The 15,056-nt window shown below is 59.5% G+C and carries 11 protein-coding genes; 6 read left to right on the top strand and 5 right to left on the bottom strand.

The genetic code is table 11. The features are described 5' to 3' along the window. Window positions 1–30: 30 nt before the first annotated feature. Window positions 31–2,397: a TIM-barrel domain-containing protein gene (locus tag FHW74_RS03520; protein WP_183169171.1), complete on the bottom strand. Its 2,367-nt coding sequence runs from the start codon at window positions 2,395–2,397 to the stop codon at window positions 31–33. A gap of 14 nt (window positions 2,398–2,411) precedes the next feature. After that, window positions 2,412–3,713 carry an MFS transporter gene (locus tag FHW74_RS03515; protein WP_183169170.1) on the bottom strand — a complete coding sequence of 434 codons (1,302 nt, stop codon included), beginning with the start codon at window positions 3,711–3,713 and terminating at the stop codon, window positions 2,412–2,414. 300 nt (window positions 3,714–4,013) lie between these two features. Here FHW74_RS03515 and FHW74_RS03510 point away from each other — a divergent pair, with 300 nt between their 5' ends. Continuing rightward, complete coding sequence (locus tag FHW74_RS03510) at window positions 4,014–5,084, top strand: LacI family DNA-binding transcriptional regulator (RefSeq protein WP_183169169.1); 1,071 nt, start codon at window positions 4,014–4,016, stop codon at window positions 5,082–5,084. Here the strand turns inward: FHW74_RS03510 and moeB are convergent. Both moeB and moeA read right to left on the bottom strand, forming a co-directional pair. Further along, on the bottom strand, window positions 5,081–5,830 hold the full coding sequence (gene moeB / locus FHW74_RS03505) for a molybdopterin-synthase adenylyltransferase MoeB (RefSeq protein WP_183169168.1): 750 nt from the start codon (window positions 5,828–5,830) through the stop codon (window positions 5,081–5,083). The two genes, FHW74_RS03510 and moeB, sit on opposite strands and share 4 nt — an antisense overlap. A gap of 2 nt (window positions 5,831–5,832) precedes the next feature. After that, on the bottom strand, window positions 5,833–7,065 hold the full coding sequence (moeA, locus tag FHW74_RS03500) for a molybdopterin molybdotransferase MoeA (RefSeq protein ID WP_183169167.1): 1,233 nt from the start codon (window positions 7,063–7,065) through the stop codon (window positions 5,833–5,835). A gap of 206 nt (window positions 7,066–7,271) precedes the next feature. On the opposite strand from moeA, the gene iaaA reads away from it, so the two are divergent. Genes iaaA through gsiD form a run of 5 tightly spaced genes read left to right on the top strand, consistent with a single transcriptional unit; the run spans window position 7,272 to window position 13,534 of the window. Next, the gene (gene iaaA, locus FHW74_RS03495; RefSeq protein WP_183169166.1) at window positions 7,272–8,234 is read left to right on the top strand and encodes a beta-aspartyl-peptidase; all 963 of its coding nucleotides are present in this window, start codon (window positions 7,272–7,274) and stop codon (window positions 8,232–8,234) included. Next, window positions 8,179–10,077: a glutathione ABC transporter ATP-binding protein GsiA gene (gene gsiA / locus FHW74_RS03490; protein WP_221192214.1), complete on the top strand. Its 1,899-nt coding sequence runs from the start codon at window positions 8,179–8,181 to the stop codon at window positions 10,075–10,077. Before iaaA ends, gsiA begins: the two co-directional genes overlap by 56 nt. A gap of 38 nt (window positions 10,078–10,115) precedes the next feature. Further along, entirely contained in the window at window positions 10,116–11,654 is a 1,539-nt protein-coding gene (gsiB, locus tag FHW74_RS03485) for a glutathione ABC transporter substrate-binding protein GsiB (protein ID WP_183169164.1), read from the top strand. Between the two features lie 45 nt (window positions 11,655–11,699). Continuing rightward, entirely contained in the window at window positions 11,700–12,620 is a 921-nt protein-coding gene (gsiC, locus tag FHW74_RS03480; protein WP_183169163.1) for a glutathione ABC transporter permease GsiC, read from the top strand. 2 nt (window positions 12,621–12,622) lie between these two features. Further along, window positions 12,623–13,534 (top strand): glutathione ABC transporter permease GsiD, encoded by a 912-nt coding sequence (gene gsiD / locus FHW74_RS03475; protein WP_183169162.1) that lies wholly within the window; start codon window positions 12,623–12,625, stop codon window positions 13,532–13,534. Between the two features lie 40 nt (window positions 13,535–13,574). Here the strand turns inward: gsiD and rimO are convergent, their stop codons facing one another. Next, a complete protein-coding gene (rimO, locus tag FHW74_RS03470; protein WP_183169161.1) occupies window positions 13,575–14,900 on the bottom strand; it encodes a 30S ribosomal protein S12 methylthiotransferase RimO in 1,326 nt (441 codons plus the stop codon). Between the last annotated feature and the right edge of the window lie 156 nt (window positions 14,901–15,056).

The following is a 15,056-nucleotide window of genomic DNA, read 5'->3' as shown; positions in this document are numbered from 1 at the left end:
CGGGGCCGATGGGCCCCGTTGGTTTTTCGATCAGCGGGCTTGCCAGTTATGGCGCGCTTCGCCGTTGATCAACAGTGTGCGGTGTTCGTCAGGCGGCAGGCTAACGTTAAGCTCACGCCACGCAGGCTGATAATCGCCACGGGTGGTGATATCCAGACGAATGACGTTCGCCTCACAGGTCATTTCCCACTCCAGCCACAGCGCATTGCCCTCCAGATAGCCCCAGCTTTCGCCGTCGTCTTCAAACAGCAGGCCATGACTGTTCCCGCAGCCCTTCAATGGGAACAGTTTAAGCTCGCGATAGGTGTCGTCTTTCGGGCTGGTATACGCCAGCCGCGCGCTCATTGGCAGGCCCGCGCCCGCACGCACCAGCAGCGGCAGCATTTCCAGCGGGGCGGCCAGGGTGATCCATTGCCCGCCGCTGTACCAGTTGCCGGTGTAAAAGTCATACCAGCCATCGGTGTTAGCGGGCAGCCACAGAGTGCGCTCACGGGCGCCGGGCTCGACGACGCTGGCCACCAGCAGGTCTTTTCCGAGGATAAACTCATCGCACTCTTCAAACGTCTGCGCATCGTGCTCATGATCGAGGAATGTCGGGCGCAGCATCGGTTCATCATCGGCGTGGGCCTGCCACAGCAGGGTATAGAACCAGGGCAGCAGACGGTAGCGCAGTTCGATGGCGCTACGGATAGCGGGCGTGATGGCCGGGTACATCCAGGGTTCGTTAACCGTATGGTCGTCATTCCAGGAGTGGATGGTGAAACGCGGATGCATCACCCCATTTTGCACCCAGCGAACAAACAGCTCCGGGTCCGGACGATCGCCGGAAAAACCGCCCACATCGTGGCCGACGTTATACAGCCCCGACAGGCTCATGCCGACGCCCATGCGGGTGTTAAAGCGCAGCGTTTCCCAACTGGTGCGGTTATCGCCGCTCCAGGTTTGTACGTAGCGCTGCATGCCGGCGCAACCGGAACGGGAAATCAGATAGGGCCGTTTTTCCGGCGCGAAGCGCTGTTGGGCTTCCAGCGACGCGCGCATCATCAGCAGCGGCATCACCGGCCGGATGTATTTGATGGCGATGGGGTTGCCGAAGCCGTGGCAGCGCGCTTCTCCATCCCACACTTCAAACTCGTTGTTATCGTTCCAGGTGGAATCAATACCCATTTCCAGCAGTTGGGTGGTGACGCCGTTCTGCCACCATTTGATGGTGTCCGGGTTGGTGAAGTCGAGATTAGAGCCTTCGTCGTCCCAGAAGCTGGAACGCTCCGGCTTAGCCGACTCAGAATCGCGTATAAACAGCCCCTGTTCCGCCACCTCGTTATAGCGCGGATGGTCCTGCAACAGGCAGGGTTTGATATTAGCCGCCAGCCGCAGCCCCGCATCGTGAAACGCCTGGCTCATCACTTTCGGCTGCGGCACTTTGTCGTAGTTCCAGTTGAACACATAGCGCTTATTGTTGATGGAGGTATAGCCGGACGACAGCTGGAACGAATCGCACGGAATGGCGTGCGCTTTGCAAAGCCGGATAAAATTCATCAGCTGCTGTTGGGCGTCGGGCGCGTCGGTGTAGTGCATGGTCGAGCCGCTATAGCCCAGGCTCCATTTCGGCCCAAAAATCGTTTTCCCGGTCAGCCGCACAAAGGCTTTGGTGATATCCAGCACCCGCTTGCCGACGAACAGGTAGTAATCGATATCTCCGGCCTCTGCCTGCCAGCGGCGATAAGGGCGATGGTAGTTGTCGATCTCATTACCCATATCAAACCAGCAACTACTCAGGTTGTCGTAAAACAGCCCGAAGCTGACGCCGGGGCGTTGGGTGATGGTAAACGGAATATGCTTGTACAGCGGATCGGTATGGGCAGCGTTGTAACCCATGGCATCCAGGTTGCGCATTTCATAGCGTTTGCCGTTGCGCTGTAGCGGCCCGGCTTTCTCCCCCAGCCCGTAATAGCGGTCGCCCTCCAGCCGGTGCTGATAGTGCGCCACGCCGTCGCCGTGGGCGTTGATGAGATAGGCGCTGGTGGCGCGGTCGCTGGCCAACAGTTGCCACTCGCCCTGGTCATCCTGGTAATGCCACTCCAGCCACAGCGGCTGGTGTACCGTCACGCGCAAGGTGTCGGTGGCGATAACCAGGCGATCGTCTTGTTCCTCAACACTAAAGCCCGGCAGGGAAAAGCCGCTCAAATCATCGCGGCTGCGTCCTTCCCAGGGGACGTCCTGTTCGGGGGCAATGCTCCAGGTTTTATCCAGCGCCCAGCCGGTATTGCGGGAGATCGCTACCCGAAATAGCCCTTTTTCCAGCACGTACAGCGCCAGGCGATAACGTTGATCGAGTTGCAGCGTGACATGGCTTTGGTCTGCGTTGAGCAGAGTCCAGTTTTTCAGTGTTTTCATAACGTCCCTTATCTTCAGGCGCGACGCGCGCGGCGTTCAGCGATAAATACCACCAGGAAAAAGGCCCCGATGAGATCGAAGAAGCCCATGGCGATAAACAGCGGGTTAAAACCGATCTTGTCGGCGGTGACGCCGATAAGCAGCGAGAACAGAAAGCTGGCGATCCACGCGCAGGAGCCGCGCATCCCGTTTACGGTCGCCATCTGGCCTTTATCAAACGACTCCACCACCAGCGCGCTGAGCATGCAGGAGATGATCTGGTGCCCGAAGCCGCCGATGGAGATCAGGATGATGGTGATATACGGATCGCGGGTCAGGGCGACGATAGCCAGCGAAACCATCAAAAACGCGCCGGTTACCGAGCTGGCGACCACCGAGTTGACCCGGCTACAGCCGAACAGGCGGGTATAAAGACGGGTTAAATAGCCGCTGGCGACGCTGCCGAGGTCGGCGGCCAGGAACGGCAGCCAGGCGAACATAGCGATCTGCTTGAGATCCATGCCGTGCTCTTTAGCCAGATACAGCGGCACCCAGAAGCTCATCACCGCCCAGGCGGGTTCAGCCATAAACGCCGGGATGGCGATACCGTAAAAGCGTTTGTTGTTGCCCACGGTTTTCAGCGCGGTAAAGAAGGGGAGTTTGACGGCGGGCGGTTCGTTATCCTGTTGGATATAGGCCAACTCGTCTTTGCTCAGATTGGGGTGCTTTTCCGGGTTATGGTAAAACAGCCACCACAGCAGCACCCACAGCAGCGCCAGCACGCCGGTAAACATAAATGCGCCCTGCCAGCCGAACGACGCGTGGGCGAAGTAGATAATCGGCGGCGCCAGCATCGCGCCAATCGAAAAGCCCACACCAGCCCAGCCTGCAGCCACCGGGCGCTCTTTTTTGGGGAACCATTCGCCCAGGGTTTTGGCGTTAGCGGGAGTGGCTGCGGCCTCTGCGCCGCCCATCACAAAGCGCAGGATCGCCAGCTGTAGCCAACTGCCCGCGCCGGCATGAAAAATACAGGTCAGCGCCCAGATCGAGGCGCAGATCAGAAAACCGATTTTCAGGCCGATCACGTCAATCAGCCAGCCGCAAATCGGCTGGAAAACCGTGTAGGCGAGCTGGAACGCGCCGACAATCCACGAATACTGCTCGGTGGTGATGCCCAGGCTCGCTTTCAATTCCGGGGCGAGGATCCCCAGCGAATTACGGGTGATGTAGTTAACCGTCACCCCCATCAAAAACAGGACCAGCACCCACCAGCGCAGATTTTTCACAACGCGCCGGGTTTTTCCGGTCGCTAACGGCTCGTTCACACCCTGACTCATAACGGTCTCCAGACAGCGTTAATATGGTTGATTGGTATGACAACTCGCGGAGCGGGGGTTAACCGGACGGCACCGCGCAGATTTCATCTTCCTTTGAAATAGTGTTGCTATCGATAGGTCCTGTAGCGTATTGGTTGACCAATCTGAGACTAGATAAGGGGCTGGCGTGAAAAAAGTGGAAATTGTGCAAAATTTCTCATTAATCTGCGCAATGTGACGTTACGCTGATTTAACTGCTGAAATTACTACTATTTATTCCATGAAAATTTTTTCATTTGACGATTGGGCGTAGATCACATAATGAGCAAAAACCTTAAAATCAGCCTGATTGCCCGGCAAACTGGCCTGTCGATCAGTACGGTTTCCCGCGTGCTGGCAGGGAAGTCGAACACCAGCGACGCGGCGCGGGCGCGCGTCTTAGCCTGCGCCCGTCAAGTCGGCGTGCTGGACGATATGGCGGCAGGCCGGTTACTGCTTAATAACCTGCTGGTGTTCGCGCCGCAGCGCGCCTTCGACGAGCGTTCCGATATCTTTTATTACCGGGTGATCCAGAGCATCAATAAGGCGCTGGCTCCTCATGATGTACGGCTACGCTACTGCGCGCTGGAGGAAGAGGACAGCGACGCCAGCCTGTTTCTGGCGCGGATCAACGAGCCGGAAACCCAGGCCGCAATCCTGCTGGGTATCGACAGCGCCCATGTTCACGATTTGGCGGCGGAGTCCGGCAAACCTTGCATGCTGATTAACTGCCGCGACGCGAAAATGCGCCTCCCGGCAGTCGCGCCGGATCACCGTTCCATCGGCGAAGCCGCCGCCCGTTATCTGTTTGAGATGGGGCATAAGCAGGTGGTTAACCTGCTGTGTTTGCGGCGCTATACCATGGACTTGCGGCTGGCGGGCATCAAAGAGAGCTGGGAGGCGCACAACCTGGCGTTTGATGAATCCCGCCATCTCATCGCCGCCAGCAGCTTTAGCGCAAAAGAGAGCGAGACGCTGATCGGCGATTTTCTGGCGAATGCTGACGGCCCGTTGCCCAGCGCCATTCTGGCGGGCGGCGATTTTATGGCGGCTGGAGCGGTCACCGCGCTGCAAAAAGCCGGTTTGCGGGTGCCGCAGGATATCTCGGTGATGAGTATTGACGCCTTTAATCTGGCGGCGATTCAGGATGTGCCGCTCACCGCGATGCACGTACCGCGCGATGAGTTAGGGGAAGAGGCGGTGTTGATGCTGCAACAGCGGCTGATCCGGCCCCACGCGGCCTGCGGTACGCTGCTGTTGCACGGCTCTCTGGCGGTCAGGGAGTCGGTGCGCCGTATCCGCAGCGGCAAACACGCCGCCGGGGCACGGCACAATAGCTTATATGATGATTAATGGCCGCAGACGTCGCACTGCGGGTTGCGCGCCAGCTTCATCTCGCGGAACTGACAGGTCATGGCGTCGTACATCACAATTTTGCCCGCTGCGGTTTTACCGTACCGGGCGAGGATTTTGATCGCTTCCATGGCCTGCATCGCGCCAATCACCCCAACCAGCGGGGCCATGACGCCTGCCTCCACGCAGCTTAACGCGCCGTCGCCGAATAACCGGCTCAGGCAGCGGTAGCAGGGCTCGTCGTCGCCCCAGGTAAATACCGTGATCTGCCCTTCCATGCGGATCGCCGCGCCGGAAACCAGCGGGATCTTTTGAGCAAACGCCAGCCGGTTAAGCTGATTGCGCACCTCGACATTATCGGTGCAGTCCAGCACCAGATCGTGCGCGGCGATCTGTTTTGCCATCGCCGCGTCGTCCAGCAGGGTGGCGACGGTATCAATCACGGCGCCGGGATTAATGGCGGCGAGCTGTTCACGCGCCGAATCCACTTTCAGCAGGCCGACAGTGGCATCGCGGTGTAGCGTCTGGCGTTGCAGATTGGAAACGGAAACCGTATCAAAATCCACCAGCGTTAACTGCCCGACGCCCGCCGCCGCCAGATACTGGCTGGCGGCGCAGCCCAGCCCACCGAGCCCGACAATCAATACCCGCGCGGCTTTCAGACGCTCCTGGCCGTCAAAATCGAATCCGCGCAGCACGATTTGCCGGTTATAGCGCATCATCTCCTGGTCGGTGAGCTGTTCCATGGTTAGCCTCCAAACAGATGATTGAAGGGCTGAACCTCGACCCATTCACCGGCTTCGACATTGCCGCGCTCGCGCTCCAGCACCACAAAACAGTTGCCGTGGCTGAACGAGCTGAAAATATGCGATCCCTGATGGCCGGTGGTAACCACTTCCGGCGTGCCGTCCGCGCCGCGCTGCAAAATGCCGCGCTGGAAGTCGAGGCGTCCCAGCGATTTTTTAAAGCGACCTCCGGCGCGCACCCGCAGGGTTTGCGGCAGAGACGGCGAGTGCTGGCCGTTCAGCTTCGCCAGCAGCGGGATCACCAACTGGTAGAAGGTCAGCGCCGCCGAAACGGGATTACCCGGCAAGCCGCAGAACCAGCTATTCGGCAGACGACCAAACGCGAAAGGTTTGCCCGGCTTGATCGCCAGTTTCCAGAAGGTGATTTCGCCCAGCTCTTCCAGCAGCGTTTTGGTGAAATCGGCTTCGCCTACCGAGACGCCGCCCGAGCTGAGCACCACGTCTGCCTCGCTGTCGGCCTTGATAAACGCGGCACGCAGCGCATCCGGATCGTCCGGGATTATCCCAAGGTTGATCACCTCGCAGCCGAGTTGCTCCAGCATCACGTGCACCGCAAGGCGGTTGGTGTCGTAAATCTGGCCGTCGCCGAGCGGCTGGCCTGGCAGTTGTAGCTCATCGCCGGTGGAAAAAATCGCCACTCTGGTTTTACGCGCCACCTCCACATGAGGGATGCCGAGCGACGCCAGCATCGGCAGTTCACCCACGGTGAGGCGGGTTCCGGCGGTGAGCACCGCCGCATCGCGCTGGATATCTTCCCCGCGCAGGCGAATGTTTTGCCCCGGACGCACCGGATGCGGGAAACGCACGCCCGCGTCGTTGGCGTCGGCTTCTTCCTGCATGATCACCGCGTCACAGCCGGTTGGAACCGGCGCGCCGGTCATGATGCGGATGCAGGTGCCCTGCGGCCATTCGCCCTGGAACGGTTGTCCGGCAAAGGCTTTGCCCGCCACCGGCAGTACCGCGCCGTCTTTCACATCGTCCAGGCGTACCGCGTAACCGTCCATCGCTGAATTATCGAATCCGGGAACGTCCATCGGCGAGGTGACATCGCGCGCCAGCACCCGGCCAAAAGCCTGTTGCAGCGGTAAGGTTTCGGTATCGGTCAGCGGCGTGATACGGGCAAGCATCTGTCCAAGGGCGTCATCAAGCGCCATCAATCCAGCGTTGAAATCCATGAGCTCTCTCCTGGCGGGAAATAAAGGGTGCATTATGTCAGAAATCGCACTTCAGCGGGATGCCCCATCTGGGGGGAGGGGAGCCGGGGCGCTTTACATCACATGTGGCACTTTCTATATTCAAATTCGATATGAATAAATTGCAACGATAATGATATTTATAAAGAAAACGTGGCAATACCTTATTGATGCAGGATAAACAGAGCATGGGAAAAGCGGTTATTGCCATACACGGCGGCGCAGGGGCGATTGCCCGGGCCAGCATGAGCGCGGAGCGGGAGCGCCAGTATATCGCCGCGTTAGGCTCGGTGATTGAGGCCGGGCAGGCGATTCTGGAAGCGGGCGGCAGCGCGCTGGATGCGGTTACCGAAGCCGTGCGTTTACTGGAAGAGTGCCCGTTATTCAACGCCGGGATCGGCGCGGTGTTTACCCGGGACGCCACCCACGAACTGGACGCCTGCGTGATGGAAGGCCATACCTTAAAGGCGGGCGCGGTAGCGGGTGTTAGCCATCTGCGCAATCCGGTGCTCGCGGCGCGGCTGGTGCTGGAAAAAAGCCTGCACGTACTGCTGATTGGCGACGGGGCGGAAGCTTTCGCTCATCAGCACGGCATGGAAAGCGTCTCGCCGGAGATTTTTTCCACCCCGGAGCGGCTGGCGCAGTTGCAGCAGGCGCAACAACAGAACGCCGTTCAGCTTGATCACAGCGCGCCGCTGGATGAGCAGCGCAAAATGGGCACCGTCGGCGCGGTCGCGCTGGATCGCCACGGCAATCTTGCCGCGGCAACCTCCACCGGCGGGATGACCAATAAACTGCCGGGCCGGGTAGGGGATTCGCCGCTGCCGGGCGCGGGATGCTATGCCAACAATGCCAGTGTGGCGGTCTCCTGCACCGGCACCGGCGAAGTGTTTATTCGCGCGCTGGCGGCCTATGACATCGCCGCGCTGATGGAGTATGCCGGGTTGAGTTTACCCGAGGCGGCGCAACGGGTGGTGATGGAGAAGATCCCGGCGCTCGGCGGCAGCGGCGGGCTGATCGCCATCGACCGGGAAGGCAACGTGGCGATGCCGTTTAACAGCGAAGGTATGTACCGCGGCTACGGCTATGTTGGCGATGCGCCCACGGTGGGCATTTACCCGGAAGCAGGAGGCGCTGGTGTCACAGAATGAATTACTGACGGACGACGAGGTGCTCGCGGTTGAGGATCTCAACATCGCGTTCCGTCAGGAGCAGGGCGTTACCCAGGCGGTCAGCGGGCTGAATTTTTCGCTGCGACGCGGAGAAACCCTGGCGATTGTCGGCGAATCCGGTTCCGGGAAATCGGTGACCGCGCTGGCGCTGATGCGCTTAATCGAACAGGCGGGCGGCGAGGTGTCCAGTGGGCCGATGCGGCTGCGGCGGCGCAACGGGCAGGTGTTGGATCTGGCTACCGCCAGCCAGGGCCGGATGCGTGACGTGCGCGGCGCCGATATGGCGATGATTTTCCAGGAGCCGATGACCTCCCTGAATCCGGTCTTTCCGGTGGGCGAGCAAATCGCCGAATCTATTCGCCTGCATCAGGGGCTGAGCCATAAAAGCGCCCTGGCGGAGGCGAAGCGGATGCTCGATCTGGTGCGCATCCCCGAATCCCAGGCGATTTTATCCCGTTATCCGCACCAGCTCTCTGGCGGGATGCGCCAGCGGGTGATGATCGCCATGGCGCTCTCCTGTAAACCGGCGGTGTTGATTGCCGACGAGCCGACGACCGCGCTGGACGTCACTATCCAGGCGCAAATCCTTCAGCTCATCCGTGTGTTGCAGCAGGAAATGTCCATGGGGGTGATTTTTATCACTCACGATATGGGCGTGGTGGCGGATCTGGCAGACCGGGTGCTGGTGATGTACCAGGGCAAGGCGGTAGAAACCGCCCCGGTTAACGAGATTTTTAGCCATCCCCGGCACCCTTATACCAAAGCGCTGCTGGCGGCGGTGCCACGTCTGGGTTCGATGAAGGGCCACCCGCTACCGCGTAAATTCCCGCTGCTTAATGATGCCGCCGGCGACGAGAAACGGCCGCAGCGCGATACGGTCATTACCGATGAAGGCCCGATTTTGCAGGTGCGCGACCTGGTGACACGCTTTCCGGTGCGCAGCGGTATTCTCAACCGCATTACGCGGGAGGTGCACGCCGTCGAGCATGTCAGTTTTGATCTGTGGCCCGGCGAGACGCTGGCGCTGGTGGGCGAATCCGGCTGCGGGAAATCCACCATCGGGCGTTCACTGTTGCGGCTGGTGGAGAGTGAGTCCGGCAGCATCACCTTCGAAGGCAAGCGCATTGATAAGCTGTCACCGTCGGAAATGCAGCCGGTGCGCCGGGATATCCAGTTTATCTTCCAGGACCCCTACGCCTCGCTCGATCCGCGCCTGACGGTAGGCTATTCGATTATGGAGCCGCTGCTGGTGCACGGCTTAATGAAGGGCGAGGCCGCCGGCCAGCGGGTGGCCTGGCTGCTGGAGCGCGTGGGGCTCAAGCCGGAACACGCCTGGCGCTATCCGCATGAGTTTTCCGGCGGCCAGCGCCAGCGGATTTGCATCGCCCGGGCGCTGGCGCTCAATCCCAAAGTGGTGATTGCCGATGAATCGGTCTCGGCGCTGGATGTGTCGATTCGCGCGCAGATCATCAATCTGTTGCTCGATTTGCAGCGGGAATTCGGCATCGCTTTTTTATTTATTTCGCACGATATGGCGGTGGTGGAGCGCATCAGCCACCGCGTGGCGGTGATGTATCTCGGGCAGATTGTCGAGATCGGCCCACGCCAGGCGGTGTTTGAGAACCCCCAGCACCCGTATACCCGCAAACTGATGGCCGCCGTGCCGGTGGCCGACCCGGCGCACCGGCGTCGCCAGCCGGTGCTGATATCCGATGACATCCCCAGTGCCACCCGCAGGCGCGGCGATAACCCCTTTGTTGCTCCGCTGGTATCGGTCGGGCCTGATCACTTTGTGGCGCGCCATCCCATCGGCAACGCGTAAATCCAACAATAAAAATGCAGGGATAATGAGGAAATAACATGACACAACCCATCACCCGTAAGTTACTGGCCGCGGCCAGCATCAGCGCGGCGCTGTTCGCCGGTTCAGCCTTCGCCGCAAAAGATGTCACCGTGGCGGTGGCGTCGAACTTTACGACGCTCGACCCGTACGACGCCAACGACACCCTGTCCCAGCAGGTCGCCAAATCGTTTTATCAGGGGCTGTTTGGCCTGGATAAAGAGATGAAAGTGAAAAACGTGCTGGCCGAAAGCTACACCGTTTCCGATGACGGGCTGGTGTATACCGTAAAACTGCGCCAGGGCGTTAAATTCCAGGACGGCACCGACTTCAACGCCGCCGCGGTGAAAGTGAACCTCGACCGCGCCAGCAATCCGGATAACAAACTCAAGCGCTACAATCTGTACAAAAACATCGCCAGCACCGAGGCGGTGGACCCGGCTACCGTGAAGATCACCCTCAAACAGCCGTTCTCGGCGTTTATCAATATCCTCGCCCATCCGGCGACGGCGATGATTTCCCCGGCGGCGCTGGAGAAATACGGCAAAGAGATCGGCTTCCATCCGGTCGGCACTGGCCCTTACTCGCTGGAGACCTGGAACCAGACCGATTTCGTCAAGGTGAAGAAAAACGCCAGCTACTGGGAGCAGGGGCTGCCGAAGCTCGACACCATCACCTGGCGCCCGGTCGTCGACAACAATACCCGCGCGGCGATGCTGCAAACCGGCGAGGCGCAGTTCGCCTTCCCGATCCCTTACGAGCAGGCCGCGGTGCTCCAGAAGAACGCCAAACTGGATTTGGTGACCACGCCGTCGATTATGCAGCGCTACATCAGCATGAACGTCACCCAGAAACCGTTCGACAACCCGAAAGTACGTGAAGCCATTAACTACGCCATCAACCGCGATGCGCTGGTGAAAGTGGCCTTTGCCGGGTTCGCGACGCCGGCAACCGGCGTGGTGCCGCCCGCTATCGCCTTTGCCGAGCCGTTTAAAGCCTGGCCTTACGATCCGGCCAAAGCGCGCGCGCTGCTGAAAGAGGCGGGTTATCCGAACGGATTTGAAACCACCCTGTGGTCGTCCCATAACCACAGCACCGCGCAAAAAGTGTTGCAGTTTACCCAGCAGCAGCTGGCGCAGGTGGGCGTGAAGGTGAAACTCACCGCCATGGACGCCGGGCAGCGCGCGGCGGAAGTGGAAGGTAAAGGCCAGAAAGAGAGCGGGGTGAGAATGTTCTACACCGGCTGGTCGGCGTCAACCGGCGAGGCCGACTGGGCGCTGTCGCCGCTGTTCGCTTCCCAGAACTGGCCGCCGACGCTGTTCAATACCGCGTTCTACAGCAACCCGCAGGTGGATAAAGACCTCGCCGACGCGCTGAAAACCACCGATAACGCGCAAAAAGCGAGCCTGTATAAAAACGCTCAGGAAATCATCTGGAAAGAATCCCCGTGGGTACCGCTGGTAGTGGAAAAACTGGTTTCCGCGCACAGCAAATCCCTGAGCGGGTTTTACATGATGCCGGACACCGGCTTTAGTTTTGAAGAAGCGGATATTAAATAACGGCGCTCCCCCGGCAACGGGGGAAGCCCAGGCTCAAGGATCGCGATGTTCAGTTATGTGGTGAAACGCCTGCTGGGATTAATCCCGACGCTGTTTATTGTGGCGGTGCTGGTGTTTTTATTTGTTCACCTGTTGCCCGGCGATCCGGCGCGGCTGATTGCCGGGCCGGAGGCCGACGCGCAGGTGATTGAAATGGTGCGCAGCCAGTTGGGGCTCGATAAACCCCTGTGGTCGCAGTTTTTAAGCTATATGGGCAATGTGCTACAGGGGGATTTCGGCACCTCGCTGGTGTCACGCCGTCCGGTTTCCGAGGAGATCGCCAGCCGCTTTATGCCCACACTAGGGTTAACCCTCGCCAGTATGGTCTGGGCGGTGCTGTTTGGCCTGGCGGCAGGGGTGATTGCGGCGGTATGGCGCAACCGCTGGCCGGACCGGCTGAGTATGACCCTGGCGGTATCCGGTATTTCCTTCCCGGCGTTTGCTCTGGGGATGCTGCTGATGCAGGTGTTTTCCGTAGAGCTGGGCTGGCTGCCCACCGTGGGCGCCGATAGCTGGCAGCACTACATTCTGCCGTCCATCACTTTGGGCGCGGCGGTGTCGGCGGTGATGGCGCGCTTTACCCGCGCGTCGTTTGTCGATGTACTCGGGGAGGATTATATCCGTACTGCCAGGGCCAAAGGCGTGACTGAACGTTGGGTAGTGATGAAACACGCGCTACGCAACGCCATGATCCCGGTGGTCACCATGATGGGTTTGCAGTTCGGTTTCCTGCTTGGCGGCTCGATCGTAGTGGAAAAAGTGTTCAACTGGCCGGGGCTGGGGCGCTTGCTGGTGGATTCGGTGGAAATGCGCGACTACCCGGTGATCCAGGCGGAGGTGCTGCTGTTTTCTCTGGAGTTTATTCTTATCAACTTAGTGGTGGACGTGCTCTACGCCGCCATTAACCCGGCTATCAGGTACAAGTAAGGATGCGACTTTTTAACTGGCGCCGACAGGCGGTACTTAACGCGATGCCAACTCTGCATCCTCATCAGGTGCGCACGCCGTGGTCGGAATTCTGGCGGCGGTTAAAGCGCCAGCCGGTAGCGATGATCGCCGGCGGCTTTGTGCTGTTGCTGATTGTACTGGCGGTGGCGGCCCCCTGGCTGGCCCCGTTTGATGCGGAAAATTACTTCGATTATGACCGGCTTAACGACGGCCCGTCGCTGATGCACTGGTTCGGCGTCGATTCTCTGGGGCGCGATATTTTCAGCCGCGTCCTGGTGGGTTCGCGTATTTCACTGGCCGCCGGGGTGCTGGCGGTGCTGGTCGGCGCGGCCATCGGCACGGTGTTCGGTCTGCTGGCGGGGTATTACGAAGGCTGGTGGGATCGCATCATCATGCGCATCTGCGATGTGCTGTTCGCTTTTCCGGGCATTTTGCTGGCGATTGCCGTGGTGGCGGTGATGGGCAGCGGGATGACCAACGTGATTATCGCGGTGGCGATTTTCAGTATTCCGGCGTTCGCCCGGCTGGTGCGCGGCAATACCCTGGTGCTGAAGCAGCAAACCTTTATCGAATCGGCGCGCAGCATCGGGGCATCGGATTTCACCATCCTGTTCCGCCATATTCTGCCGGGTACCGTGTCGTCGATAGTGGTCTATTTCACCATGCGTATCGGCACCTCGATTATCTCCGCCGCCAGCCTGTCGTTCCTCGGTCTGGGCGCGCAGCCGCCCACGCCGGAGTGGGGCGCCATGCTCAACGAGGCCCGCGCTGATATGGTGATTGCGCCGCACGTGGCGTTGTTCCCGAGCCTGGCGATTTTCCTGACGGTGCTGGCGTTTAATTTACTGGGCGACGGCCTGCGCGATGCGCTGGATCCCAAAATAAAAGGCTAAAAAAAGGCTGCTCAGGCAGCCTTTTTCACAGCAAGCGCGCTTAAACGCGGCTGCCCCACAGATCGTACTCGTCGGCGTTTTCCACTTTGACGCGGATAATATCGCCCGGTTTCACGTCGGTTTCGCCGTTCAGGTAGACCGCGCCGTCGATTTCCGGGGCGTCCGCCATGCTGCGGCCAATCGCGCCTTCTTCGTCCACCTCATCGATGATCACCATGATCTCGCGGCCCACTTTTTCTTGCAGGCGCTCAGCGGAAATCTGCTGCTGGAGTTGCATAAAGCGGTTCCAGCGTTCTTCCTTCACCTCTTCCGGGATCTGATCCGGCAGGTCGTTAGCGCCAGCGCCTTCAACCGGGCTGTATTTAAAGCAGCCAACGCGATCCAGACGGGCCTCTTTCAGGAAATCCAGCAGCATCTGGAAGTCTTCTTCGGTTTCGCCAGGGAAGCCGACAATAAAGGTCGAGCGCAGGGTCAGATCCGGGCAAATCTCGCGCCACTGCTTGATGCGCTGAAGCTGGCGGTCGACAGAACCTGGGCGCTTCATCAGTTTTAAAATGCGCGGGCTGGCGTGCTGTAACGGGATATCGAGATAAGGCAGCACTTTGCCTTCGGCCATCAGCGGGATCACATCGTCGACATGCGGGTACGGGTACACGTAATGCAGACGCGTCCAGATACCCAGTTTCGCCAGCTGCTCGCACAGGCCCACCATGCTGGTTTTGACCGGCTCGCCGTTGTGGAAGCCCATGCGGTGTTTCACATCGACGCCGTAAGCGGAGGTATCCTGGGAGATCACCAGAATCTCTTTTACGCCTGCGTCCGCCAGCCGTTTGGCTTCTGACAGCACCTCGCCAATCGGGCGGCTGACCAGATCGCCGCGCATTGACGGGATAATGCAGAAGGTGCAACGGTGGTTGCAGCCTTCGGAAATTTTCAGGTACGCATAGTGGCGCGGGGTCAGCTTGACGCCCTGTTCAGGCACCAGGCTTAAAAACGGGTTGTGCTTCGGCTTCGGCACATAGTGATGCACATGTTCCAGCACCTGCTCGTAGCTGTGCGGCCCGGTGATTTCCAGCACCTTCGGATGCACTTCGCGGATCTGATCTTCTTTCGCGCCAAGACAGCCGGTCACGATCACCTTGCCGTTCTCGTTTAACGCTTCGCCGATGGCTTCCAGGGACTCTTGCACCGCGCTGTCGATAAAGCCGCAGGTATTGACGATCACCATATCGGCGTTGTCGTAACTCGGCACCACGTCATACCCTTCGGTACGCAGTTCAGTCAGGATGCGTTCGGAGTCCACCAGGTTTTTCGGGCAGCCCAGAGAGACGAAGCCGATTTTCGGCTGGTGTGATACATTGCTCATAAGGTCAAAAAATAGTCAGTTATCGAATGGTCAGGGCAAGGATTGTACGGGTTTTTCTGCCCGTTAGTAATACTTATTCCGGCTTTAGGCTTCACTAATGGGGAAGCAGTAACGTTCAGGGTACCTTGTGGCCAGTCGCAACCAACCTGAGGTATC

Origin of the sequence: Atlantibacter sp. RC6 (genome assembly GCF_014193285.1) — a bacterium.
In the GTDB taxonomy this organism is placed as follows: domain Bacteria; phylum Pseudomonadota; class Gammaproteobacteria; order Enterobacterales; family Enterobacteriaceae; genus Atlantibacter.
The sequence above is the reverse complement of the archived record's forward strand: the minus strand, read 5'-3'. Positions and strand labels throughout refer to the sequence as shown.

Bases quoted from the DNA above. Each gene is read 5' to 3' on its own strand.
- gsiA (WP_221192214.1), top strand. From the start codon at position 8,179: ATGCGCCCACGGTGGGCATTTACCCGGAAGCAGGAGGCGCTGGTGTCA.
- FHW74_RS03510 (WP_183169169.1), top strand. From the start codon at position 4,014: ATGAGCAAAAACCTTAAAATCAGCCTGATTGCCCGGCAAACTGGCCTG.
- iaaA (WP_183169166.1), top strand. From the start codon at position 7,272: ATGGGAAAAGCGGTTATTGCCATACACGGCGGCGCAGGGGCGATTGCC.
- rimO (WP_183169161.1), bottom strand. From the start codon at position 14,900: ATGAGCAATGTATCACACCAGCCGAAAATCGGCTTCGTCTCTCTGGGC.
- FHW74_RS03515 (WP_183169170.1), bottom strand. From the start codon at position 3,713: ATGAGTCAGGGTGTGAACGAGCCGTTAGCGACCGGAAAAACCCGGCGC.
- gsiC (WP_183169163.1), top strand. From the start codon at position 11,700: ATGTTCAGTTATGTGGTGAAACGCCTGCTGGGATTAATCCCGACGCTG.
- moeB (WP_183169168.1), bottom strand. From the start codon at position 5,830: ATGGAACAGCTCACCGACCAGGAGATGATGCGCTATAACCGGCAAATC.
- gsiB (WP_183169164.1), top strand. From the start codon at position 10,116: ATGACACAACCCATCACCCGTAAGTTACTGGCCGCGGCCAGCATCAGC.
- moeA (WP_183169167.1), bottom strand. From the start codon at position 7,065: ATGGATTTCAACGCTGGATTGATGGCGCTTGATGACGCCCTTGGACAG.
- gsiD (WP_183169162.1), top strand. From the start codon at position 12,623: ATGCGACTTTTTAACTGGCGCCGACAGGCGGTACTTAACGCGATGCCA.
- FHW74_RS03520 (WP_183169171.1), bottom strand. From the start codon at position 2,397: ATGAAAACACTGAAAAACTGGACTCTGCTCAACGCAGACCAAAGCCAT.